The sequence below is a fragment of the Yersinia entomophaga genome (assembly GCF_001656035.1).
Lineage (GTDB): Bacteria > Pseudomonadota > Gammaproteobacteria > Enterobacterales > Enterobacteriaceae > Yersinia > Yersinia entomophaga.
The window spans coordinates 1,132,550-1,155,689 of record NZ_CP010029.1; the positions used below are offsets into that span (position 1 = coordinate 1,132,550).

Genomic DNA, 23,140 nt, shown 5'->3' on the forward strand with positions numbered 1-23,140 from the left:
CTGACAGTTTTACGCGAATCAGCCGCGTCGGGCAAGCGTCATATCACTCTGATGCACAAATCCCTTAAATAATTCAGGGCATAATGAATGCCCTGCATAAGAGAAATATTTCTAACTCAGGCAATACGTTGCGAGCGTGGCTCTTGCCACGGACGTATCACCACCGGAATAGATTTGGACGTTGGCGTATGGGTTTGATCGCCAAAACTTGATAGCGGGACTAATGGATTGGTTTCCGGATAATAGGCCGCCAGATTGCCACGGGGAATGTCATAACTGACCAGTTTAAAACCGTTAACCTTACGGGTAATACCGTCATTCCACAGCGTTTCAATTTCTACCTGATTACCATCCGCCAAACCTAAATCCGCCAAATCCTGCGGGTTGATAAACAGGACTTCCCGCTGCCCATAAACGCCCCGATAGCGATCGTCCAATCCGTAAATGGTGGTGTTGTATTGATCGTGAGAACGAAGGGTTTGTAGCACGAAAGGCGCGTTGGTATTGCCAATCTGCGGGAACAGACTGTTTGGTAAAGGCGCGTCGCTGAACTCGGCTTTTCCGCTGGCAGTGGCGAATTTCAATTCGGCGGCGGTACTGCCGAGATAGAAACCGCCCGGCTGCTCGCAACGGGCGTTAAAATCGCTAAAACCCGGCACTGTGGCGGCGATATGGTCGCGAATCAAGTGATAATCGTCCGCTAACGCTAGCCAGTTCAGTTTATCGCAGCCCAGCACTGCATCGGCGATGGCACAGACAATGGCGGTCTCCGAACGTTGGCTATCGGACAGCGGTTTACCCACGCCTTCAGAAGCGTGCACCATGCTAAAGGAGTCCTCTACGGTGATGTATTGCGAGCCGGTGGCTTGCATATCTCGTTCGGTACGCCCCAACGTCGGCAGAATTAAGGCGTCGGCACCGGTCACCAAATGGCTGCGATTCAGCTTGGTGCTGATATGCACGGTTAAATCACAGCAGCGCAGCGCCTGAGCGGTCCGTTGGGTATCCGGTGCAGCGGCGGCCAGATTCCCACCCAGGGCTATCAAAACTTTCACTTCACCACGCAGCATGGCTTCCAGCGCTTCCACGGTATTGTGACCGGCTTCTCTCGGCGGAGTGAAATCAAAGTGTGCGGCCAGTCGATCCAACATAGCGGCGGACGGTTTTTCGTCGATACCCATGGTTCGGTTGCCCTGTACGTTGCTGTGACCACGTACCGGACACAGGCCCGCTCCCGGTTTACCGAGCTGACCGAACAGCAACTGCATGTTGGTCATTTCCCGCACCGTGGCCACGGAGTGCTTGTGCTGAGTAATGCCCATTGCCCAAGTGAAAATAACCCGTTCGGCATGCTGGTAAACCCGTGCAGCGTGGCGCAGCTGCTCTTCGCTCAAGCCTGATTGTTGGGTGATTTTCTGCCAGGAGGTGCGGTCGACGGCGGCAAAGTAGGCGGAAGAGCCTCGCGTATGCAGATCGATAAACGTCTGATCGAAAATGCCGTCTAACCCCATAGAGAGCTGCTCGCGATGCGTTTCCAGCAGGGCTTTCACCATACCGCGCACCGCCGCCATATCACCGCCTAAATTCGGCTGATAATAGGATGAGCTGATCGGAGAAGACTTCGGCGTAAGCAGCTCAATCGGGTTCTGCGGGTCGGCAAAACGCTCCAGACCGCGTTCCCGCAGCGTATTAAAACTGACAATGCGCGCGCCGCGATCCTTGGCGTGACGCAGGCTGTGCAACATTCGCGGATGATTGGTGCCGGGATTTTGGCCAAAGACAAAAATGGCGTCCGCCCGTTCAAAATCTTCCATACGAATGGTGCCTTTACCCACGCCGATACTTTGGCTTAGCCCGGTGCCGCTGGCTTCATGGCACATATTCGAACAATCAGGAAAATTATTCGTACCCAGCATTCGGCCAAACAGTTGGTATAAATAGGACGCTTCGTTACTGGCGCGACCGGAGGTATACAACTCTAACTGATTCGGATTATTCATCGCGCCGATGTGATGGGCAATCAACCCCAACGCTTCTTCCCAGCTTACCGGGCGATAGCGGTCGCTGCTGGCATCGTAGCGCATTGGGTGGGTAATACGGCCTTGGTATTCCAGAAAGTAATCGCTTTGCTGGCTAAGCGTTGTCACGGTATGCGTGGCGAAGAATTCTGGATCGACGGCTTTGCGCGTAGCCTCCCAACTGACGGCTTTGGCACCGTTCTCGCAAAAACTGAAGGTGCTGTGATTATCATCACCCCAGGCACAGCCGGGACAGTCAAAACCTTTGACCTGATTGACCCGCAGCAGATTACGGATATTGGCAAGCGCACGTTTGCTGTCCAGCACAAAACGGGTCGTAGCTTCCAGGGAACCCCAACCACCGGCTGCGGCAGTATAAGGTTTGATCGATGGTTTGAATTTCATGATTAATGGCCGCAGATGTTGTTTCGAATAAGTAAATTATTATTTAAATACTTGAGAATAATTTGTCACAAGTCTAGTGCGGCGGCGGGAGGGCGTCTAATCGAATGCCGCAATCGCGGCATAGAGGATATTTATCGCGGTAAAATAGCGTTGATTTGGGATGAGGCTAGGCTGTGAAGCGCGGCTTTGCGGGATAGCAGGGCGAACATCATCAGTTTTCCGGGTAAACCTTATCTTTAAATTCGCATAAATCTTCAATAATGCAGGAACCACAGCGAGGTTTACGGGCAATACAGGTGTATCTGCCGTGTAAAATCAACCAGTGGTGACAGTCCTGCTTGAACTCGGCGGGCACGACTTTCAGCAACTTTTCTTCAACCTGATCGACATTCTTACCAGGGGCAAAGTGGGTGCGGTTACAGACCCGGAAAATATGGGTATCGACGGCGATAGTCGGCCAACCAAAAGCGGTGTTCAGTACCACGTTGGCCGTTTTGCGTCCCACCCCCGGCAGTGCTTCCAGTGCCGCCCGATCCTCCGGTACTTCCCCCTGATGTTTTTCCAGCAGAATGCAGCAGGTTTTAATCACATTTTCCGCTTTGGTATTAAACAGCCCAATGGTTTTGATATAGGACTTCAAACCGTCCACGCCCAAATCCAGTATGGCCTGCGGCGTATTCGCCACCGGATACAGCTTGGCGGTAGCTTTATTGACGCTGACATCAGTTGCCTGTGCCGATAGCAGCACCGCAATGAGTAGCTCAAACGGGCTGGTAAACATCAATTCGGTGGTTGGGTGCGGATTGTTCTCGCGCAGGCGAGTCAAAATCTCGATGCGTTTCTGTTTATTCATCAGGCTTTCTCAACCATTCCTTTGGGCACCGCCTCAGCGGCGACTCGCCGGGCTTTACGGGCTTTCATTTTTTCATCAATCACATATTTTACTGCCAGTAATAATCCGAGGCCGATAAAAGCGCCGGGCGGCAGCATGGCCAGAAGAAACGGACTATCCAGATGCACGATTTGAACCCGCAGCACCTTAGCCCAGTTGCCCAGCAGCAGATCTGCGCCGTCGAATAGGGTGCCGTTGCCCAGAATTTCCCGCAGCGAACCGAGAACAAACAGAGCGCCGGTTGCGCCTAACCCCATTGCCAGCCCGTCCAGCGCCGAGAGCCCGATTGGATTTTTGGCAGCATAAGCTTCGGCGCGGCCAATCACGATACAGTTGGTCACGATAAGCGGAATAAAGATCCCTAAAGACTGATATAAACCAAAGGCATAAGCATTAATCAGCATTTGAACCGTGCTCACTACCGAGGCGATAATCATCACGTAAATAGGGATGCGAATCTCGTTTGGCACCCAACGGCGTAGGGCTGAAACGGCCGTATTGGTACAGACCAGCACCAACGTCGTCGCCAGCCCCAGCCCAAGGGCGTTAGTCGCGGTGGAGGAGACCGCCAGCAAAGGGCACAGCCCCAGCAATTGCACCAGCGCAGAGTTATTCTTCCACAACCCTTGCACCATCAAATTCTTAGCTTCACTCATTGTTCAACTCCGCAAGTTGGCAGGGTAGACAGCCTGGCTGGCAGGGTTTCCATAAACAGCGCGGTATTTTTAACGGCGCGAACTACCGCCCTTGGGGTGATGGTGGCACCGGTAAATTGATCGAAAGTACCGCCGTCTTTAATGACTGCCCAGCGCTTATCGTCTTTGCCTTCAACCTGTTGATTACTGAAACGGGTAATCCAGTCAGAAATGCGAATATCAATTTTATCTCCCAACCCAGGCGTTTCGTGATGTTCCATCACCCGGCTGCCGAGGACTTTACCTTGAAAATCTGCGCCAACCAACAGCTGAATAGCACCGGAATAGCCATCTGGCGCGGTACTCTCTATGGCGGCGGCAACGGGCTTGCCGTCTTTACGCGCCAGATACAGGCGATGTGGCGCGGTGTTGCCTAATGCCGGATCAGTGACAACGTAACACTCACCCTGCATATCGTTATCGTATAACTCTGCGGGAACCACTTGATCTAACAATGCCTTCTGCTGCAAGGCTGCCTGATGAGCAATGGTATTTTGTGTCAGGCTGTTCACTACGGCGGTCAGGCCGGTGGCCAGCGCGGCAAAGACGGCCAGCGTCACGCCGTGACGTTTCATGGTAGCTAGCATGGCACTCTCCTTACTTGTGGCCGTAAACGCGTGGCTGGGTGTAATGATCGATCAACGGCACGGTGATATTCGCCAGTAGCACGGCAAAGGCGACGCCGTCCGGATAGCCGCCGTAAACGCGAATTAACCAGACCAGCAACCCGATCAGTGCGCCAAAAATCAGGCGACCACGCGGTGTCGTGGAGGCGCTAACCGGATCGGTCGCAATAAAGAAGGCCCCCAGCATGGTCGCGCCAGAGAACAAATGCAGCAATGGTGAACCGAAGCTTTCCGGTGCCAGCAGCCAGCTTAATCCGGCGCAGACGCTCAAAGACAGCAGAAAACTGAACGGAATATGCCAGTGAATGACTTTTCGCCACAGTAAGAACAGGCCGCCGGCTAAAAAGCCAAGGTTAATCCACTGCCAGCCTAAACCGGCCAGAACGCCGCCAAATAGCGGTTGCTGTAGAATTTCTCTCGCCGGCAGGCTGCGCAGCGAGGTTTTGAAGCTGTCCAACGGCGTCGCCTGGCTGACGCCATCATAGCCTAGCTGTAAATCACGAATGCTCGCGCCTTGAGAGGTGTGGCCGGTAAAAATGGTCAACAGACTGTCGTAAAAACCAATGCTATTGGCTTGCAGGCTGATCGGGGGCATCCAGCTGGTCATTTGCACCGGGAAAGAGATCAGCAACACCACATAACCCACCATCGCCGGATTGAAAGGATTTTGCCCTAAACCGCCATACAATTGCTTGGCAATGACGATCGCAAAAAAGGTGCCCAACACGATCATCCACCACGGAGCCAGCGGCGGCAGGCTAATTCCCAGTAGCAAACCGGTAAGTAGCGCAGAATTGTCGGCCAGCCGCGTTTTAATCGGCTGTTTACGTAAAGCCAGCACTGCACTTTCGGTCAGCACTGCGGTTATCATGGCCAGCACCATCTGAATCAGGCTACCAAAACCGAAGAAATAGGTCTGAGCGGCGATGCCGGGAAGACAGGCCAGCATCACCAGCAACATAATGCTGCGGGTGCTGCGCTGATTATGAGTGAAAGGGGAACTGGCTATTTGTAACCCTTTGGTGAGGGTGTGTTGCACTGGCCTGAATTTCATGAAGTTACAACCATAGGTTCGTATAGGTAATCAAGGTTCTTAACGTTGTTGTGCGCCGCCGGGCGGGGTACTTGCCGGGGAAACACACTTGGCCATTAGGGATATATTGGGCTGGCGCATTCTACCCTAATCACGGCAAGGGTAATACGTCTTAATTATAAGGGTATTATCCCGATAAAGGAGAAATGATTAAACGATGCTAATCGGAAGGTGATTATTCGCAGTGTACATTTCTCTTGCATTTCTGCACTAATTAGTGACAACGCATTCGGTAAAAATGCACTTTTATTTATGTGGCTACCGGTTTGTTACTTAAAAGTAATGAAAGTCGCATCAAAAAAGCAAGGCTTGTATATTAATGTAAATTAACTAACACCATGTATTTATACGTATTATTTGTTGATTTTAGCCTTGGCTAAAAAACCATTGGTTTCAGGTCAGATTAATGTAGTATGCAGTGTAATTATATATTTGAAGATCTCAGTAATGATGAACGAAGACGTATTGTTTATTGAAGAACTTATTGAATGGATCGAAATTAATTTAGAGAAAAGACCGACGTTGGATGATGTTGCCAAAATCTCGGGTTATTCAAAATGGCACCTACAACGGAAGTTTAAAAGTATTGTCGGCCTGCAACTGGCGTCTTATATCCGTGGTCGGGTTTTGACTCGCGCGGCGGTGGCGCTGCGTATTTCTCGCCGTCCTATCATCGAAATTTCCGATGCGTTGGGCTTTGACTCGCAGCAAACTTTTACCCGTACGTTTAAGAAACGTTTTGGCACCACGCCCAACCATTTCCGTCTACAGGATAAATGGAACGTAGAGGGCATGATCCCGCGCTTTAGTTTCTATGAGAACTATACGCCGGAGATTAAACCTCTGACGCTGGAAGCCAAAGAGCTGGTCGGTATTACTCGCCGTCTGAACTTTGATGAACGTAATCTATGCAGCGGACAGCATGCGTCCTGCATGGCAATGAAGGATGAGATTCTGCTCGATTTCTTTAAGGAGATGAATTTCACCAGCCAGCGGATTTATGCGGTTTTCTCAGTCGATCCTGACGAGCGAGATCAAAGCAGCTTCTATTACTCAACGGCGGTAGATAAAGATCAGCGCCATGAGTTGCATGGTAATAGCGAAACCAACAGTTTCACTATCCCAGGGGGGGAATTTCTGTCTATTTCTCATCAGGGTAGTGCGAAGGAATGCGTGAAGTTTTCTTCTTATTTGTTCAATGAGGTTTTGCCGAAGATTCGAGAGGAAGTGAAGGGCAGCATTGAGATGGAAGTGATTGAAGTAGAGCACTGTCATTCGGAAGCGAAAATGCGTGATATCGACGTGGTATATCAGTATTTGATTTCCGTAGATTAATCCAGTTTTCACTCCCCGCATCTGATCGTTCGGCCATCCAAGTAACGGGATGGCCGATGACGCTGATTTTACGAAGATATTGCTGATTTTTCTGCGGCTTTTTTGGCTTTGACTCTGGCAATGGCTGCCGCCACCGCCGCTTTACGCGGATCGTCCGTCGGGTTATTCACGGCTTCGCTGACGACGGGAGTGGCGCTGTCATCTTGTTGATTTTGCGCGGCTTTTTTGGCTTTGACTCTGGCAATGGCTGCCGCCACCGCCGCTTTACGCGGATCGTCCGTCGGGTTATTCACGGCTTCGCTGGCGACGGGAGTGGTGATGGCATCTTGTTGATTTTGCGCAGCTTTTTTGGCTTTGACTCTGGCAATGGCTGCCGCCACCGCCGCTTTACGCGGATCGTCCGTCGGGTTATCCACGGCTTCGCTGGCGACGGGAGTGGCGCTGGCATCTTGTTGATTTTGCGCGGCTTTTTTGGCTTTGACTCTGGCAATGGCTGCCGCCACCGCCGCTTTACGCGGATCGTCCGTCGGGTTATTCACGGCTTCGCTGGCGACGGGAGTGGTGATGGCATCTTGTTGATTTTGCGCGGCTTTTTTGGCTTTGACTCTGGCAATGGCTGCCGCCACCGCCGCTTTACGCGGATCGTCCGTCGGGTTATTCACGGCTTCGCTGACGACGGGAGTGGCGCTGTCATCTTGTTGATTTTGAGCGGCTTTTTTGGCTTTGACTCTGGCAATGGCTGCCGCCACCGCCGCCTGACGATCGTCGGTTGATTCTGGTGTAGACGTTGTCGCTTCGCGTTTTTCTGCCTGACGTGCTCGAGCCTGTGCTTTTCTGGCTTCTCGAGCGGCGATGATGGCACTGTTATCTGGCATTTCACCTGGTTGTACGTTAATCGCTGTGTCGGAAGATTTCTGCGCCGCAATTCGCTCCATCGCAGCCTGTACTGCCTGTTGATCGCTATCGGTCAATTTGACCGCTGCTTGTTTATGTCGTTGTTCTCTAGCCTGTTTTTCCCGTTCCAGACGAGCCTGTTTGGCCTCAAAACGCGCCTTGGCTTCGGCCGCTCGCGCAGCCTCCTGATCCAGCGCTTTAATTTCGGCTTTTTCTTTTCTGTAATACTGCACTAACGGAATATTACTCGGGCAAACATAGGCACAGGCACCACACTCAATACAATCAAACAGATTATGATTGCGGGCTTTTTCATGCTCTTCGCCGCGGCTGAACCAGTAAAGCTGCTGTGGCAACAGCCCCGCCGGGCAGGCATCGACACACAGCCCGCAGCGAATACAGGCTTCTTCCTGCTCGCTGATACCGATCTCGGTTTCAGCGGGAGCCAGAATACAGTTACTGATTTTGACTATCGGCACATCCAGACTTGGCAGCGTAAAGCCCATCAGTGGGCCGCCCATAATCACCATTGGCTGCGCTTGCGGAGTAAAGCCAGCCAGCGCCAGCAGATGGAGCACCGGCGTACCGATCCTGGCCCAGAAATTGCCGGGACGAGAAAGGGCGTCGCCGGTCAGAGTCACGACACGCTCAATCAGCGGTTCGCCGTCGATAATAGCTCTTTTGATCGCGACGACGGTTCCAACGTTTTGCATCAATACACCGATGGCTGAGGAATGCTTACCGAAAGGCACTTCCTGACCGGTCAGAATTTTAGTGAGCTGTTTGGCTCCGCCGGAAGGATATTTGGTCGGTATGACGCGTAACAGAATCGACGAATGGCCGGCCAACGACTGCTTCAGGGCTTCAATGGCTTCCGGTTTATTGTCTTCGATGCCAATCAACACCCGCTCAGGTTGTAGCAAGTGAATTAAGATATTGATTCCGCTGACCACTTCGTCGGCATGATCCTGCATCAGTCGATCATCGGCGGTAATATAAGGTTCACATTCGGCGGCGTTAATGATTAAGGTTTTAACGCCGTTTAAACCACCCTGTAATTTGCTTGCCGTAGGGAATCCCGCGCCGCCCAGCCCGGCAATACCGGCCTGATGAATACGTTCCAACAAATCGTGGGGCTGAGCCTGCTGATAATCGGGTAGGGGATGGCGTTCACACCAGCGGTCTTCTCCATCCGGTGTAATATGTACACAAATCTCGGCTAAACCAGATGGATGCGCAGTCGTGTGTGGCGCAATTGCAGTGATCAAACCGGATGTCGGCGCATGAACCGGGACGGTGCGTCCGCGCCCAACGGTCAGCGGCTGACCTTTCAACACGTTATCGCCCGCTTTTACTCGTAGTTCGCCTTCCGGCCCTAAATGCTGCTGGAGCGGGATAATAAATTGATCGGGAAGCGGCGCAATACGCATGGGTACGCGGCTGGATTGCACTTTCATTTCCGGTGGATGAATGCCGCCATCAAAGTCCCAGATTTTATCTTTCTTACGCGGTGTAAATAGCTTAAACATGTTGCTCCACGTCGATCAATTTCACTGGAATAATCTGTGATGGGACGGTTTTCACCGGAATAGCGTTGAGATCCCACTTCCAGTTGGCGGTCGTGGTAGGAACCGGAATCATTTCAATACAATCGGTTGGGCAAGGATCAACGCATAAATCACAACCGGTACAGAGATCCGGCAATACTGTATGCATGGCGCGGGTTGCGCCCACAATGGCATCGACCGGGCAGGCCTGAATACACTTGGTGCAGCCAATACAGTTGCTTTCATCAATAAATGCCACTTTCCGCACCGGATTGGCCAGCGTTTCGTCGCCGTCCAACGGTTGCGGTTCTACGCCCAGTAAATCAGCCAGTTTAAGCATAACCTGCTCGCCGCCGGGGGCACATTTATTGATTTTTTCGCCGCTGTTGGAGACCGCTTCAGCATAAGGACGACAGCCGGGATAGCCACATTGGCCACACTGGCTTTGTGGCAGAAGCTCGTCGACCTGCTCAACGATGGGATCTTCGTCTACCTGAAACCGGCGCGCGGCAAAGCCTAGCACCACACCGGAAATTAGCGCTAGCATGCTGAGTGCGCCAATAGCAATCCATAACGACATCATTAGAATTTCACCAGCCCCGTAAAGCCCATAAAAGCTAATGACATCAGCCCGGCCGTAATCAATGCAATGGAGGAACCACGGAATGGCGCGGGAACATCGGCGACCGCCAGACGCTCGCGGATAGCCGCGAAGAGAACCATCACCAAAGAGAAGCCCGCCGCGGCGCTAAAACCGTAAACGGCTGATTGAAGGAAATTATGTGACTGGTTCACGTTCAGCAGGGCCACGCCCAATACCGCGCAGTTGGTTGTAATCAATGGCAAAAATATCCCCAGCAGACGATATAGCGCCGGACTGGTTTTGCGTACCACTAACTCGGTGAATTGCACCACTACGGCAATAACCAGAATGAATGCCAGCGTTCGTAAATAAACTAGCCCCAAAGGCAGCAAAATAAAGCTGTTCACCATCCACGCGCATACCGACGCCAGCGTCAGTACAAAAGTGGTTGCCAGCCCCATGCCGATAGCGGTTTCCAGTTTTTTGGAAACGCCCATAAACGGACACAGGCCAAGAAATTTGACCAGCACAAAGTTATTTACCAGAACGGTGCTAACGAACAAAAGCAGGTATTCAGTCATTGCGGAACCTAAAAAAATAAAAGCCGCCTATTATCCGAAATTGGCGGCCTGACGACAACAGATGAAATGCAGGGTTATTGCATTTTTCCCTCGATTTTATGGGGAATTAGTGCGTTGCGGCCTTAAATCTCCGTAAAAGTCCCTTTTACCCGAACAGATTTTTGCATATAGGGTACAAAGCAAGCTGCTGCCAACAGAGGCCAGCCGAGGGCTCTCAGGGCAACTTCATCGGAAATTGGTGCGAAGGCGAAGGCTTTCAGTGCCAGAAGAACCGTCAGCAACAGCCACAAAATAAACAGTTTAGGGAAACGGCGGGAACGGCTGCAAAACAGCCATAGCATCCACAGCGTGAAGCCCCACATAAACAGCGTTGTCACCACAGAAAAGTACCATTGAAGGGTAAATGCCTGTGAGTTGGCCATAAGGTATTCCCGCGACTCTGGTGTGACCACCGCCATAGCATACAGTGCCAACATCAACGTAGCGCTGAGCAAGGTGACAATCAGATAGGCCATTGGTGCCAGTAACCAACCGCCGATTCGCTGATATTCTTCAGAGTGAGACATGACAAAACCTTATTCTTCATTACGCATTAATGGCCGGATAACCGGCCAACAGATCGTTAGCTTAACCCGTAGATATGCCCTTCGTCATCTATATCAATATGATGGTAGGCAGGCAAACTACCTAGCCCCGGCATGGTCATGATATTCCCAGCGTAAACCCGAACAAAACCGGCTCCGGCGGATACGGCGCAAGAAGTAATCGGTAGCGTGAAGTCACGGGGAACGTTCTTTTTCGCGGGGTCTGCACTGATTGATAACGGCGTTTTAGCAACGCACAGCGGCAAGTGACCAAAGCCCTGCTCGGTAATATCCGCCAGTTGCTGGCGCGCCAGCGGGCTGAGCAGTACCTCTTTGGCTCCATAACGTTCGGCTAAACGGTTCAGTTTGGCTTCCAATGACATGTCGTTCGAATAAGGCAATTTCGGTGTATTAGGGTTGTCGCAGGCTGCCAGTACGCAGCGTGCCAGTTGCTCAGTGCCTGCACCGCCGGTGGCAAAGGCATGGCTAAGTTCGCAGGCCTGCGCTCCGGCAGATAAGGCGAAATCTTGCAGGAAGGCAAGCTCCTCCTCGCTATCGGTCGGGAAATGGTTTATGGCGACGACCACAGGTAAACCGTAGCTGGCGGCATTATCAATATGCCATTTCAGGTTAGCGCAACCCTTGGCGAGCAGAGGAATATTGCTGTCAGCAATTTCTGCTGGCAAAGACTGGCCCGGTTTAATGTCAAAATCGCCGCTGTTAGCTTTGAGGCTGCGTAACGTAGCCACCAGAACCACGCAGGAAGGAGCGATGCCAGATTGGCGATATTTGATATTGAAGAATTTCTCCATCCCCATATCTGAGCCAAAACCGGCCTCGGTGACGACACAATCTGCCAGTTGCAGGCCTAAACGATCGGCGAGTACGGATGAGTTACCGTGCGCGATATTGGCGAAGGGGCCCGCGTGAATCAACACCGGCGTTTGCTCGCTGGTTTGCATTAACGTTGGGTGAATACTGTCTTTCATCAACGCAGTCATGGCACCCGCTACGCCTAAATCATCGGCGGTAATAGGTTGACCGCTGGTGGAATAAGCCAGAATAATTCGGCCGATACGACGGCGCATATCCTGCAATCCCTCCGCCAGCGCGAGAATAGCCATAAGCTCCGAAGCGGCTGTTATTTCTACGCGGTCGGCTCGTTCCACGCCGTGGCTGCCACCTCCCACCCCTACGGTAATCTGGCGCAGAGCACGATCGTTATGATCCAGTACCCTTGGCCATAGAATGCGATGTGGATCGATACTCAGCCGTTCCATGCCGGTCTGCGGGCCGAAATCCTCACCGAGACGTTGTTCGTGGTAAAGGCGAGCGTCCAGTGCGGCGGCGGCCAGATTATGGGCTGAACTGATGGCGTGGATATCGCCGGTCAGATGAAGGTTGAGCTTTTCCATCGGTAAAACTTGCGACGCGCCACCGCCGGCGGCACCGCCCTTAACGCCAAACACCGGGCCAAGACTCGGTTGACGAATACAGGCGACACACCGCACGCCGAGTCGGTTGATGCCTTGGCTGAGCCCGATGGTTGTGACGGTTTTACCTTCGCCTAATGGGGTAGGTGTAATGCTGGAAACCAGGACCAATTTGCCCTGCGGCTTGTCGGCATCAATACAATCGATATCAATTTTAGCCATGTGCTTCCCATAGGGAATCAAAGCTTCATCGGCTACCCCAAGGCTGCGGGCGACGGCCTCAATAGGCAGCAAAGCAGGGGCAACGGGCTTGTTTTCAATCGTCGATAATTTTTGTGTCATGGCGATAGGTGTTCCTGTTATTTGGCGGCAGAGCAACTGGCTGAACATAACCCGTGAATTATGTCATAGACCGGAGAGGAAGCTTGGCAGCAAATCAACAAAATGCGAATCAACGCGAAAAATAAAAAGAAACTGATGTAAATAAACCGGGGATATTGCAGAGGACTTGTTTTGAACATATTTTAACCATCAGTGCCGAGGGCGATTTGTTGATAATAATCCTCAAATAAAAATATTAAAAAATAATGTATTAATAGCTGTTAACTTTCATTATTAATGCTTAATAAAGTTTTAATACTATTAAAGAAATGAAGTAGATAGAGATAGAGAACAAGAAAAAATAACCAAAATCTGTCCATATCGATTGTGATTCCCCTGCCTTTACCCTGAAGCGGATCGAGTTTATGGCATTAAATTTATATGATGTGTTTTTATTTTAATTCATTAAAAACAATATGATAAAGAAATGGGTTTATGATAAACCCTTAAAGTTGTATATTAAATGCATGTTTAAGGATATGATGATGCCTCGAACGATAGCCGATGGAACATTGATCACCGTTAGATTCAAACGATGAGCGAAGGAACGGCAATACATTCTAAATGATTTAGAACGAGGTAATGATGACGCAAATATCAATGTCAGATATGAAAGATAAAGGGCGTTTAATCACAGACTGGCGGCCGGAAGATGCTATTTTCTGGAAACTACGTGGTCAATTTGTAGCAAGACGGAATCTCTGGATTTCTATTTTCTGTCTGCTATTAGCTTATTGTGTCTGGATGTTATTTAGCGCATTGGCAGTTAATTTAAATCACGTCGGATTTTCATTTTCGGCAGACCAACTGTTTATGCTGGCCGCATTACCTTCGGTATCTGGCACGTTATTGCGGGTAGCTTATTCCTTTATGGTGCCAATTTTTGGTGGTAGACGCTGGACCGCGGTGAGCACGGGGTTTTTGATTATCCCCTGCGTGTGGCTAGGTTTTGCGGTGCAGAACCCCAAGACCACCTTTGAAACCTTCGTCATTATCGCTCTACTATGCGGGTTTGCCGGAGCCAATTTTGCTTCCAGCATGGGAAATATCAGCTTCTTTTACCCGAAAGATAAACAAGGGCAGGCGCTTGGTTATAACGGCGGTTTGGGCAATATTGGCGTAAGCCTGATGCAATTGGTGGTACCCATTGCTATTTCGGTTTCGTTGTTTAGCGCCTTTGGCAGCGCAGGGAAACTGATGCCCGATGGGGAAACGCTGTGGCTGGAGAATGCGGCGTGGATCTGGGTCATTCCCCTTGGCATCGCCACGCTACTGGCCTGGTTTGGCATGAACGATCTGGCGATGAACAAAACTTCCGTCGGCAAACAGTTCGGCATTTTGAAGAACCGCCATTTATGGGTTCTGGGATTATTGTATCTGGCGTCTTATGGCTCATTCATCGGTTTTGCCGCTGCTTTTGCCATGCTATCCACCATTGAATTCCCTGAGGTCGAGATACTCTATTACGCCTTCTTTGGCCCGTTTCTCGGTGCATTAGCGCGCTCCGTGGGCGGAATCATGGCGGATCGTTTTAGTGGCGTATTGGTCACCGCGCTCAATTTTGTTGTGATGGCGCTACTGATCCTGTTGTTGATTATGACATTACCGGATGCTAATAGTCCTGGCTCGTTTGTTGCTTTTTTCAGCGTCTTTATGCTGCTGTTTATCACTGCAGGGCTGGGCAGCGGTTCAACCTATCAAATGATCGCGGTGGTCTTTCGTAAAAGTACTGCCGACAAAATAAAAGCGCAGGGCGGCAGTCAGGAAGAAGCGGAGCGTCACGGCGTGGCTGATACCGCCACCGCTCTGGGCTTTATTTCCGTGATTGGTGCATCGGGTGGCTTCTTTATTCCGAAAGTCATGGGCTCGTCATTGGCAATGACCGGCTCGGTCTTTACAGCAATGTTGTTTATTTTTGTGCTTTATATTTTATCCATCACGATGACTTGGCTGGTTTATGGCAGAAGAAAAGGGTGTTAACGTCCGCCATAACGCCAGAGAAAAGTTGTTCAGTGTTTACAAAGAGGGTTATATGCAGGAACTCATTTGCTACAAAAAAATGCCGGTTTGGAACAGTCGCACGTTGCCTGCGATGTTCCAGGAAAAACACAATACCAAAGACGGTACCTGGGCCAAGCTGACGATATTGCAAGGCGAGCTGACTTTTTCATTGCTCACGGAAGACGGGGAAGACATTGAGTCCTTCATTTTTAGCAAGGTTAACCAGCCGAAAATGATCGAGCCGCAGGTATGGCACCGGATTGCGTCTTTCTCTGATGATATAGAATGCCAGCTAGAGTTTCTCTGCACGCCAGAAGATTTCTATCATAAAAAATACGCTTTGACGCCGACTCATTCGGAGGTTATCAACGCTGCCCGTCTGATAACACCTTGTAAAGCGATGGATTTGGGCTGTGGTTCCGGCCGTAATTCACTGTATCTCAATCTGCTCGGTTTTGATGTGGATGCCTGCGATCACAACGCTCAGTCGGTGGAATTTATTGATGAAATTATTGAAAAGGAAGGGCTGCAAAACATCCATACGCAGGTACGTGATATTAACGATCTGGTGATCGACGGTCAGTACGGTTTAATTTTATCTACCGTGGTGTTTATGTTTCTCGACCGTCAGAAGATACCGGCGATTATCGACAATATGCAACAATCGACTCAGCCTGGCGGTTATAACCTGATCGTGGCCGCGATGTCTACGGATGATTACCCGTGCAATATGCCTTTTTCCTTCACCTTTAAACACAATGAGTTGAAAGAATATTATCGGGATTGGACTATCGTGAAATACAACGAGGACCTTGGGGCTTTGCATAAGAAAGATGCAGAAGGCAACAGAATCAAACTGCGCTTTGCCACTTTATTAGCCAAGAAAGGTTAGCAAAAAATGTTTGCGAAGAAAGATTAGCTAAACATGTTTACGAAAAAGTGAGTTAAGAATAATAGTTAGCCAAACATAGTTAGCCAAGGCAAACGAGTGTGCGAATCAATATCCGGTCGAGCGAATCAAGGGGGATAGGCTAAAAACGCAATGTCATTATGGATAAATAGCATGATGAATAAACGCAATGACGCTCTCAAAGTCGCTGTGCCGTATATTGAGCGTTTGCGATAGCTATAGCCTTAAAGGAATAAGGCGCAATAAAAACGCTCTGGCCACTACGGAGCAGAGCGTTTTTTCATCGTCATGATGTTATTTGCGATTACGGTTTTAAAGCGATTAACCTCAGCGAGGTGGGCAACCGATATTTAGCGTTGATCGCCGTTGCTTTCAATCACTTTTTGATACCAGAAGAAGCTTTTTTTACGTTGACGCGCGAGCTGCTTTTGGTGATCAACGTAGACAAAGCCATACTGCTTCTGGAATCCATTAAGCCAGCTGAGCAAATCGATAAATGACCAAGGGTAGTATCCGCGTACATCCGCCCCTTGCTTGATTGCATCTTCAATAGCACCGATATGCTGGTTGAGATAATCAATACGATCGTCGTCCACCACTTCGCCATCGATAATAGGATCTTTAGCGCCTAAGCCATTTTCGGTGATGTAGATCGGAATATCACCATAACGGGCTTTGATATTCATGATGCCTTCGGTCAGACCTTGAGGGTAGATTTCCCAATCCCAGTCGGTGTAAACGCCGTTTGGATTACGGACAAACTTGAACAGTCCTTTGAAACCGAATTCATTACCCTGCTGGTGGCCTGCGCCTTTTTGCCCGGTTGTATTAATCTTTAGCTGAGTATCCTGATTATTGGCGGCGATAGTCTCGCGCTTATAGTAATTCAAGCCAATAAAGTCGCAGATATTGCTGCGTAACAGTGCGTCATCCCCTGGTGCAAACCTCGGAACTCCCCAGATAGCCTGAGCTTGCTCCAGCAACTCGGCAGGATATTCGCCTTTCAGCACAGGATCGTATAGCCAGTGGGTGAAAATGCCTTCAGCCAGATTGAAAGCCGCCATATCTTCCGCAGAGTGGCTCAGCGGTGTATGGGTTTGCAGCACGTTCACAAAACCAATCTTCCCGTCGATACCGCAGGAACGGAAAGCCGCTACTGCTTTAGCGTGAGCCACAAATACGTGGTGACAGGCTTGAATGGCGCGCGCAGGTTCCTGAACGCCCGGTGGGTGCGCGCCAGTAATATATCCGAAACCAATGAAACACACAGTTTCATTGAATGTTGACCAGAGTTTGACCCGATCACCGTATGACTCATAGCAAAGGCGAGCATATTCTTCGAAAGCATCGGCAGTACTGCGAGCTTCCCAGCCGCCTTCATCCTGTAATGCTTGAGGTAAATCCCAGTGATACAGGGTAATCATTGGCTCAATGTTGTGTTCCAACAAAGCATCGATCAAATCGCTATAGAATTTTACGCCGGCTGGATTGACTTCCCCACGGCCCGTAGGTAACAGGCGAGGCCAGGAAATAGAGAAACGGTAACTTTTCATTCCCATTTCGGCCATCAACGCGACGTCTTCACGGAAGCGATGGTAGTGATCTACGGCCACATCGCCGTTCGTTCCCTGATAGGTCGTACCCGGTAAATGGGAGAAGGTATCCCAGATGGAAAGGCCCTTGCCGTCGGCGTCGTAAGCCCCTTCAACCTGATAGGCGGCGCTGGCGGCGCCCCAGAGGAAATCTTTTGGAAAAGCAGACATAAAACATTCGCTCCACGTAAATTGAAAATGGGATCGTCCAATTTGTTAAGTTTAGTGTAAGCGGAATAGATTTATTCCTGCAACCGGTTTCTGAAACCGGTTGCAGGAAAATGAATGTCACTTTGCGCAACATCAATTTTAATCGGTATGAAGAGAATTTCAGAAGAAAACAGAAAAATTCAGCATGTGTGGGAGCGATTTATCACCTTGTCAGATGGGTAACAACCGACTTTAAACATACCAGACAATCCAGTATGAGAACCTGATGCTAGTAAGCGTTTTTGCGGGAAGAACGCATAAGATTCTGAATAAATGAGGGGGAGGTTAACGCGGGTTGAGTGGGATGAATCACTGATTATTGACATCTAGATAGCTGATTGAGAAGGGCTTCGCGTCAATGATTTCCCGGTAGAGAGGAGCAATGTTATATCACCGCCGCAATATTGAACCTCATGATCTTTATCTATCGCATCGTCTATCGCGAGGACGGTATCACCTGGAGAATAGCGATCACATCGTGCGGATTTAGCCTGATTGTCCGGGTGGAAAGGGAATTAGCTCTTGTTCAGAGTGACATCATGGTGTCAAATCGATCCAGATTTAAAATAGAAAAAGCTAATGGCGAGAGGATAAACGATGGCTGAAAATATTAGAGTTGGGTTGCTGGGCTACGGTTATGCCAGTAAAACCTTTCACGCGCCGCTGATTTCGGGGACTCCCGGCGTAGAATTTGCGGCCGTCTCCAGCAGCGATGCCAGTAAAGTGCACGCCGACTGGCCGTCGGTTACCGTGGTGAACGATGCTCAACATTTATTTGACGATCCGAGCATCGATGTCATTGTTATTCCTACTCCCAATGATACCCACTTTCCATTGGCGCAACGGGCGCTGGCCGCAGGCAAGCATGTGGTCGTGGATAAGCCGTTTACCGTGACGCTGTCACAAGCTAACGAGCTAAAACGCCTGGCAGATGAGGCCGGTTTGCTATTGTCGGTTTTTCACAATCGTCGTTGGGACAGTGATTTTCTGACGCTGAAAACCTTGCTGAAGGAAGGTGCGTTAGGAGATGTCGTGTATTTCGAATCTCATTTCGATCGGTTCCGTCCGGAAATTCGTCAGCGCTGGCGGGAACAACCCGGAGCCGGCAGCGGTATCTGGTATGACTTAGGGCCACATTTGCTGGATCAGGCGTTGCAGCTGTTTGGACTGCCGGAAACCCTTAATGTCGATCTTGGTTTGCTGCGTCCCGGCGCACAGTCGGTGGACTATTTCCACGCGGTATTAAGCTATCCTGGCCAACGTGTTGTGTTACATGGCACGGTGCTGGCGGCGGCAGAAACGGCGCGTTATATCGTTCACGGCACTAAAGGCAGCTATATTAAATACGGTCTGGATCCGCAGGAAGATCGCCTGAAAGCCGGTGAACGCCTACCTCAAACCGATTGGGGCTATGACATGCGTGACGGAGTCGTGACATTGTCACAAAATGGCGTATTGGTGGAACAGCCTTTGCTGACGCAGCCGGGTAATTATCCAGCTTATTATGCTGGCATTCGCGATGCCATTTTGGGTGTAGGCGAGAATCCCGTCCCTGCAACCGAGGCGATTACCGTAATGGAATTGATCGAACTGGGGCTGGAATCAAATAAACATAAGCAAGCGTTGCCGGTTAATCCCCGTTAGCACTAACCATTAATACAGGCTATGAGTAATAGCTTTCCTGCACTTTTGATAATTACGTCTATCGTTTAGGTCTATTATTGATGGTTTCCTCTGATTGATATTTTTTATTAATCGGAGGCATTTTGATTGAAGGAATACAGTGGCATGTCTTGGTTGCAACGCTTACGTATTGATACGTTTTTACTGGTATTAATTGGGGTGGTGATCATCGCCTCTTTTTTCCCCTGTGAAGGGGAAACCAAAGTGTGGTTTGAACGATTGACCACCGCGGCCATTGCGCTGCTGTTTTTTATGCACGGAGCTAAATTATCCCGCGCGGCAATAGTGGCCGGCATGGGGCACTGGAAGCTGCATCTGGTGGTATTCCTCAGCACTTTTGCGCTATTTCCGCTGTTAGGGCTGGGAATGAACGTGTTGGTGCCGGGAATTCTAACGCCAACGCTGTATTTGGGATTCCTGTATCCTGTGCGCCTTGCCTGCCACGGTACAATCGGCGATTGCTTATACCTCGGTTGCAGGTGGAAACGTGGCGGCGGCGATTTGTAGCGCCTCGGCGTCCAGTATTCTCGGCGTTTTCTTGTCACCGTTGCTGGTGGGCGCGCTGATGCAAACTCAGGGCGGCAGTACAGATACCTTGCACGCCATTGGTTCTATCATCATGCAATTGATGGTGCCGTTTATCGTCGGCCATTTGTCCCGCCCACTGATCGCCAAATGGGTCGAGCGCCATAAAAAACTGGTCAATATAACTGACCGGTCATCGATTCTGCTGGTGGTTTATGTGGCTTTCAGCGAAGCGGTGGTGGAAGGTATCTGGCATCAAATCGACGGCTGGTCGCTGCTGGCGATTCTGGTGTGTTCGCTGGTGCTGCTGGCTATCGTTATTGTAGCGAATACGCTGGCTGCGCGTTGGCTAGGCTTTAATACCGCCGATGAAATTACCATTGTGTTCTGCGGCTCGAAGAAAAGTCTGGCCAACGGGATTCCCATGGCCAATGTACTGTTCCCGGCTTCCGTGGTCGGCGTAATGGTATTGCCGTTGATGATATTCCATCAGGTGCAATTGATGGTGTGCGCGGTGCTGGCACAGCGTTACGCTCGTCGAGTGGCGCGTGAGCGGGATGCGAGCGAAAAACGGGAGCAGGGCGAAGCCTGAGTTCACTCATTTATCCACTGATTTAAATCATAAAAAAGGGTCAGATCATTTCCGGCCCTTTTTTTTATTTTATCGTTTTCACCTGATGCGGGTTTACCGAGCTACACAGGCAAAGCCGTTAACCACGAATTTTATCGCGCAGCGCCTGCTTTTCCGCTTCACTGATAAAGGCCATCGTCAGGCCGTTTTCCTGAGCCTGACGAATTTCATCACGAGTCAGGCCCGCTGCAGGAGCTGCTACGTGGTACTCATTGGTAATTTCAATCCCCTGAACCGCCGGATCGTCGGTATTGATGGAAGCCAACACGCCGTGACGCAGGAAGGTCGCTAACGGATGTTTGGCTAAGGAAACCACGGTACTGGTCTGAATATTGGAGGTCAGGCAGGACTCGATACCGATATTGTTTTCTGCCAGATAATCCAGCAGGCGGGAGTCATCGATAGCTTTGACGCCGTGACCGATACGTTCCGCGCCCAGTTCGTGAATTGCCTGCCAAATGCTTTCCGGACCAGCGGCTTCACCGGCATGAACGGTAATGCGCAAACCCGCATCCCGCGCACGGTTGAAATGGTTGAGGAACAGCCCGCCGGGGAAGCCCCGTTCATCACCGGCCAAATCCAGCGCGGTAATGCCGTCACGGTGAGCCAGCAGGGCATCCAGTTCTTGCAGGCAGGCCTGCTCGCCAAAAGTCCGGCTCAGAATACCGATCAGACGAATATCAATGTCGCGATCGCGGCAGCCAGCCTGAATCCCATCAATGACCGCTTCAACCACACCGGCAACGGGCAGTTGGTGTTTCATCGCCATGTAATAAGGGGAAAAACGCAGCTCGGCATAGTGCAGACCGGCGTTAACCGCGTCCTCTACGTTTTCATACGCTACGCGGCGGCAGGCATCTAAATCGCCCAGTACCGCCACGCCCCAATCCAGTTTTTGCAGGAAGCTTATCAGGTCCGGTTCGGTTTTGGTGATTTGCACATGAGGGCGCAGCGCTTCTAACTCATTGGCCGGTAACGTCATATTGAACTGACGCCCCAGATCCAGAATGGTTTGGGCGCGAATATTGCCATCGAGATGGCGGTGAATGTCTGTCAGAGGAAGGCGGGAATCGATCATGGATGCACTCACTTATATTTATGAATGATATTTATTCTGGGTAAAGTGCAGAACAGTATAAAAACAAATGGATGAAAACATCCAGTGAGTTGCAGAAAAAAGAGATTCAGATCACACTTAATAAGCCGTTTTTTAATAAATTCGTTGATTGACGGCCCAAATAAGGCATATGACAGTGAAAAACACACCCTGCGTTAAGCAGGGTGTGAGGATGGGGGAAGGTTTACGATATATCAGCAGAAACTAGCGAAGCCTAATGATTACCGATGACAGCGTTCAAACCATTTATCAGTTTATCCATTCCGATTTCCACCTTACTGCGGGCGCAACCGACGTTAAGCCGTAGGAAGCCGCGGCCTTCTTCGCCGTAGGTAAAGCCCGGCATTATCGCCACTTTTTCCTGCTCAATCAGTACTTCCTGCAATTGGCGGTCGTCGATATGCAACGGGCGTAAATCAATCCACGCCAGATAGGTAGCCTGCGGCGGTTGCCAGTTAAGCTGCGGAAAGGCCTGATTTAACCGTTCCGCGACGTATTGCAGGTTGGCCTGTAAATAGGCGCGCAGCTCATCCAGCCAGGGCGCGCCCTGACGGTAAGCGGCAATATGTGCCACCAGCGCCAGCACCGCCGGGGAAGACAAACCGTCGCGACTTTTCAGCATGTTGCTGTAGGTTTCGCGGGTTTCACTGTCGCTGATAAAGCCGTAAGCGCCGGTTAACGCGGGAATATTGAAGGTTTTTGAACCCGATGTCAGCAGCGCCCAAGGAGATTGAGCCACCTGACTCCACGGCGTATGGGGCTGTTCTCCCCAGGTCATATCCATATGAATTTCGTCGCTAATGACCTTAACCTGGTGGCGTTCACACAGTTCGGCCATGTGCGCCAGTTCTTGCAGGCTCCACACTTTACCGGTTGGATTATGCGGGCTACACAGCAGCAGGATTTTGGTTTGTGGGCGCGCCAGCAGTGCTTCCAGATGAGCCATATCACAGTGCCAGTGATTATCCACTTTATGCAGTGGGCAAGATAATAACTGACGCTGATTGCCCAAAATCACCTTATAAAACGCATCATAGGCGGGCGTGTGAGTCACAACGTATTCACCCGGCGCAGACCAGCAGCGAATCAATTGCGCAACCATATAAATGACCGACGGGCCGTACACCGCCGTGGCGGTGTCGATACCGCATTGAAAACGTGCCTGATACCAATGGCGAATTGCCCCAAGAAAATCTTCGTGCTGCCAGCGGCTATAACCCAGAACGCCGTGCTCCAGACGTTGGGTCAGGGCTTGCAGAATCACCGGCGCGGTAGGGAAATCCATATCGGAAATGGTAAAGGGCAGCAGGTCGGCGCTGCCAAAACGGTCGGCAATATAATCCCACTGGGTACACCAGGTACCGTGGCGATCTACCGGCGTGGAGAAATCAAACATCAGGCTCT

General features: G+C 50.6%; 17 protein-coding genes and 1 pseudogene. 5 read left to right on the forward strand and 13 right to left on the reverse strand.

Going from position 1 to position 23,140, the window contains the following annotated elements; all coding sequences use genetic code 11:
* Positions 1-116 precede the first annotated feature (116 nt).
* The 5 genes from PL78_RS05110 to rsxD form a co-directional block, all read right to left on the reverse strand.
* Positions 117-2,423 carry an FdhF/YdeP family oxidoreductase gene (locus PL78_RS05110; RefSeq protein WP_064513689.1) on the reverse strand — a complete coding sequence of 769 codons (2,307 nt, stop codon included), beginning with the start codon at positions 2,421-2,423 and terminating at the stop codon, positions 117-119.
* Positions 2,424-2,634: 211 nt separating this feature from the next.
* On the reverse strand, positions 2,635-3,276 hold the full coding sequence (nth, locus tag PL78_RS05115) for an endonuclease III (protein ID WP_064513691.1): 642 nt from the start codon (positions 3,274-3,276) through the stop codon (positions 2,635-2,637).
* Positions 3,276-3,971: an electron transport complex subunit E gene (locus PL78_RS05120; protein WP_064513693.1), complete on the reverse strand. Its 696-nt coding sequence runs from the start codon at positions 3,969-3,971 to the stop codon at positions 3,276-3,278. The genes nth and PL78_RS05120 overlap by 1 nt, the downstream gene beginning before the upstream one ends.
* The gene (rsxG, locus tag PL78_RS05125) at positions 3,968-4,597 is read right to left on the reverse strand and encodes an electron transport complex subunit RsxG (protein WP_064513695.1); all 630 of its coding nucleotides are present in this window, start codon (positions 4,595-4,597) and stop codon (positions 3,968-3,970) included. The genes PL78_RS05120 and rsxG overlap by 4 nt, the downstream gene beginning before the upstream one ends.
* A 10-nt stretch (positions 4,598-4,607) precedes the next feature.
* Positions 4,608-5,690: an electron transport complex subunit RsxD gene (gene rsxD, locus PL78_RS05130; RefSeq protein WP_064513697.1), complete on the reverse strand. Its 1,083-nt coding sequence runs from the start codon at positions 5,688-5,690 to the stop codon at positions 4,608-4,610.
* A 486-nt stretch (positions 5,691-6,176) separates the two neighbouring features.
* Between rsxD and PL78_RS05135 the strand changes: the two genes are divergently transcribed.
* Positions 6,177-7,064 (forward strand): helix-turn-helix domain-containing protein, encoded by an 888-nt coding sequence (locus tag PL78_RS05135; protein WP_064513698.1) that lies wholly within the window; start codon positions 6,177-6,179, stop codon positions 7,062-7,064.
* A 68-nt stretch (positions 7,065-7,132) separates the two neighbouring features.
* Here the strand turns inward: PL78_RS05135 and rsxC are convergent, their stop codons facing one another.
* The 5 genes from rsxC to PL78_RS05160 form a co-directional block, all read right to left on the reverse strand.
* Positions 7,133-9,487, reverse strand: coding sequence for an electron transport complex subunit RsxC (rsxC, locus tag PL78_RS05140; RefSeq protein WP_064513700.1), 2,355 nt, complete (start codon positions 9,485-9,487; stop codon positions 7,133-7,135).
* Positions 9,480-10,088: an electron transport complex subunit RsxB gene (gene rsxB / locus PL78_RS05145; protein WP_064513703.1), complete on the reverse strand. Its 609-nt coding sequence runs from the start codon at positions 10,086-10,088 to the stop codon at positions 9,480-9,482. Before rsxB ends, rsxC begins: the two co-directional genes overlap by 8 nt.
* The gene (gene rsxA / locus PL78_RS05150; protein ID WP_064513705.1) at positions 10,088-10,669 is read right to left on the reverse strand and encodes an electron transport complex subunit RsxA; all 582 of its coding nucleotides are present in this window, start codon (positions 10,667-10,669) and stop codon (positions 10,088-10,090) included. The genes rsxB and rsxA overlap by 1 nt, the downstream gene beginning before the upstream one ends.
* Before the next feature lie 122 nt (positions 10,670-10,791).
* Entirely contained in the window at positions 10,792-11,235 is a 444-nt protein-coding gene (locus PL78_RS05155; protein ID WP_064513710.1) for a DUF2569 domain-containing protein, read from the reverse strand.
* Between the two features lie 56 nt (positions 11,236-11,291).
* Positions 11,292-13,028, reverse strand: coding sequence for a formate--tetrahydrofolate ligase (locus PL78_RS05160; RefSeq protein ID WP_064513711.1), 1,737 nt, complete (start codon positions 13,026-13,028; stop codon positions 11,292-11,294).
* Between the two features lie 624 nt (positions 13,029-13,652).
* Here PL78_RS05160 and PL78_RS05165 point away from each other — a divergent pair.
* Together PL78_RS05165 and tehB are read left to right on the forward strand one after the other, a co-directional pair.
* Positions 13,653-15,047, forward strand: a complete 1,395-nt coding sequence (locus PL78_RS05165; RefSeq protein WP_064518257.1) for a NarK family nitrate/nitrite MFS transporter — start codon at positions 13,653-13,655, stop codon at positions 15,045-15,047.
* 52 nt (positions 15,048-15,099) lie between these two features.
* Entirely contained in the window at positions 15,100-15,960 is an 861-nt protein-coding gene (gene tehB, locus PL78_RS05170; protein ID WP_064518259.1) for an SAM-dependent methyltransferase TehB, read from the forward strand.
* 368 nt (positions 15,961-16,328) lie between these two features.
* Here the strand turns inward: tehB and PL78_RS05175 are convergent, their stop codons facing one another.
* Positions 16,329-17,741 (reverse strand): glycoside hydrolase family 1 protein, encoded by a 1,413-nt coding sequence (locus PL78_RS05175; protein ID WP_064513712.1) that lies wholly within the window; start codon positions 17,739-17,741, stop codon positions 16,329-16,331.
* 636 nt (positions 17,742-18,377) lie between these two features.
* Between PL78_RS05175 and PL78_RS05185 the strand changes: the two genes are divergently transcribed.
* Positions 18,378-19,424 carry an oxidoreductase gene (locus PL78_RS05185; RefSeq protein ID WP_064513717.1) on the forward strand — a complete coding sequence of 349 codons (1,047 nt, stop codon included), beginning with the start codon at positions 18,378-18,380 and terminating at the stop codon, positions 19,422-19,424.
* A 144-nt stretch (positions 19,425-19,568) separates the two neighbouring features.
* Positions 19,569-20,580, forward strand: a pseudogene (locus PL78_RS05190) (bile acid:sodium symporter family protein).
* Positions 20,581-20,698: 118 nt separating this feature from the next.
* Here the strand turns inward: PL78_RS05190 and add are convergent.
* Both add and PL78_RS05200 read right to left on the reverse strand, forming a co-directional pair.
* The gene (gene add / locus PL78_RS05195; protein WP_064513719.1) at positions 20,699-21,697 is read right to left on the reverse strand and encodes an adenosine deaminase; all 999 of its coding nucleotides are present in this window, start codon (positions 21,695-21,697) and stop codon (positions 20,699-20,701) included.
* Positions 21,698-21,950: 253 nt separating this feature from the next.
* Positions 21,951-23,132: a MalY/PatB family protein gene (locus PL78_RS05200; protein WP_064513720.1), complete on the reverse strand. Its 1,182-nt coding sequence runs from the start codon at positions 23,130-23,132 to the stop codon at positions 21,951-21,953.
* Positions 23,133-23,140: the final 8 nt, after the last annotated feature.

What these genes read in the sequence shown, in the direction of transcription:
- PL78_RS05165 (WP_064518257.1), top strand. Translation starts at nt 13,653, where the DNA reads ATGACGCAAATATCAATGTCAGATATGAAAGATAAAGGGCGTTTAATC.
- PL78_RS05135 (WP_064513698.1), top strand. Translation starts at nt 6,177, where the DNA reads ATGATGAACGAAGACGTATTGTTTATTGAAGAACTTATTGAATGGATC.
- PL78_RS05155 (WP_064513710.1), bottom strand. Translation starts at nt 11,235, where the DNA reads ATGTCTCACTCTGAAGAATATCAGCGAATCGGCGGTTGGTTACTGGCA.
- PL78_RS05185 (WP_064513717.1), top strand. Translation starts at nt 18,378, where the DNA reads ATGGCTGAAAATATTAGAGTTGGGTTGCTGGGCTACGGTTATGCCAGT.
- rsxB (WP_064513703.1), bottom strand. Translation starts at nt 10,088, where the DNA reads ATGATGTCGTTATGGATTGCTATTGGCGCACTCAGCATGCTAGCGCTA.
- rsxA (WP_064513705.1), bottom strand. Translation starts at nt 10,669, where the DNA reads ATGACTGAATACCTGCTTTTGTTCGTTAGCACCGTTCTGGTAAATAAC.
- add (WP_064513719.1), bottom strand. Translation starts at nt 21,697, where the DNA reads ATGATCGATTCCCGCCTTCCTCTGACAGACATTCACCGCCATCTCGAT.
- PL78_RS05160 (WP_064513711.1), bottom strand. Translation starts at nt 13,028, where the DNA reads ATGACACAAAAATTATCGACGATTGAAAACAAGCCCGTTGCCCCTGCT.
- rsxC (WP_064513700.1), bottom strand. Translation starts at nt 9,487, where the DNA reads ATGTTTAAGCTATTTACACCGCGTAAGAAAGATAAAATCTGGGACTTT.
- rsxD (WP_064513697.1), bottom strand. Translation starts at nt 5,690, where the DNA reads ATGAAATTCAGGCCAGTGCAACACACCCTCACCAAAGGGTTACAAATA.
- PL78_RS05110 (WP_064513689.1), bottom strand. Translation starts at nt 2,423, where the DNA reads ATGAAATTCAAACCATCGATCAAACCTTATACTGCCGCAGCCGGTGGT.
- PL78_RS05200 (WP_064513720.1), bottom strand. Translation starts at nt 23,132, where the DNA reads ATGTTTGATTTCTCCACGCCGGTAGATCGCCACGGTACCTGGTGTACC.
- PL78_RS05120 (WP_064513693.1), bottom strand. Translation starts at nt 3,971, where the DNA reads ATGAGTGAAGCTAAGAATTTGATGGTGCAAGGGTTGTGGAAGAATAAC.
- rsxG (WP_064513695.1), bottom strand. Translation starts at nt 4,597, where the DNA reads ATGCTAGCTACCATGAAACGTCACGGCGTGACGCTGGCCGTCTTTGCC.
- nth (WP_064513691.1), bottom strand. Translation starts at nt 3,276, where the DNA reads ATGAATAAACAGAAACGCATCGAGATTTTGACTCGCCTGCGCGAGAAC.
- PL78_RS05175 (WP_064513712.1), bottom strand. Translation starts at nt 17,741, where the DNA reads ATGTCTGCTTTTCCAAAAGATTTCCTCTGGGGCGCCGCCAGCGCCGCC.
- tehB (WP_064518259.1), top strand. Translation starts at nt 15,100, where the DNA reads ATGCAGGAACTCATTTGCTACAAAAAAATGCCGGTTTGGAACAGTCGC.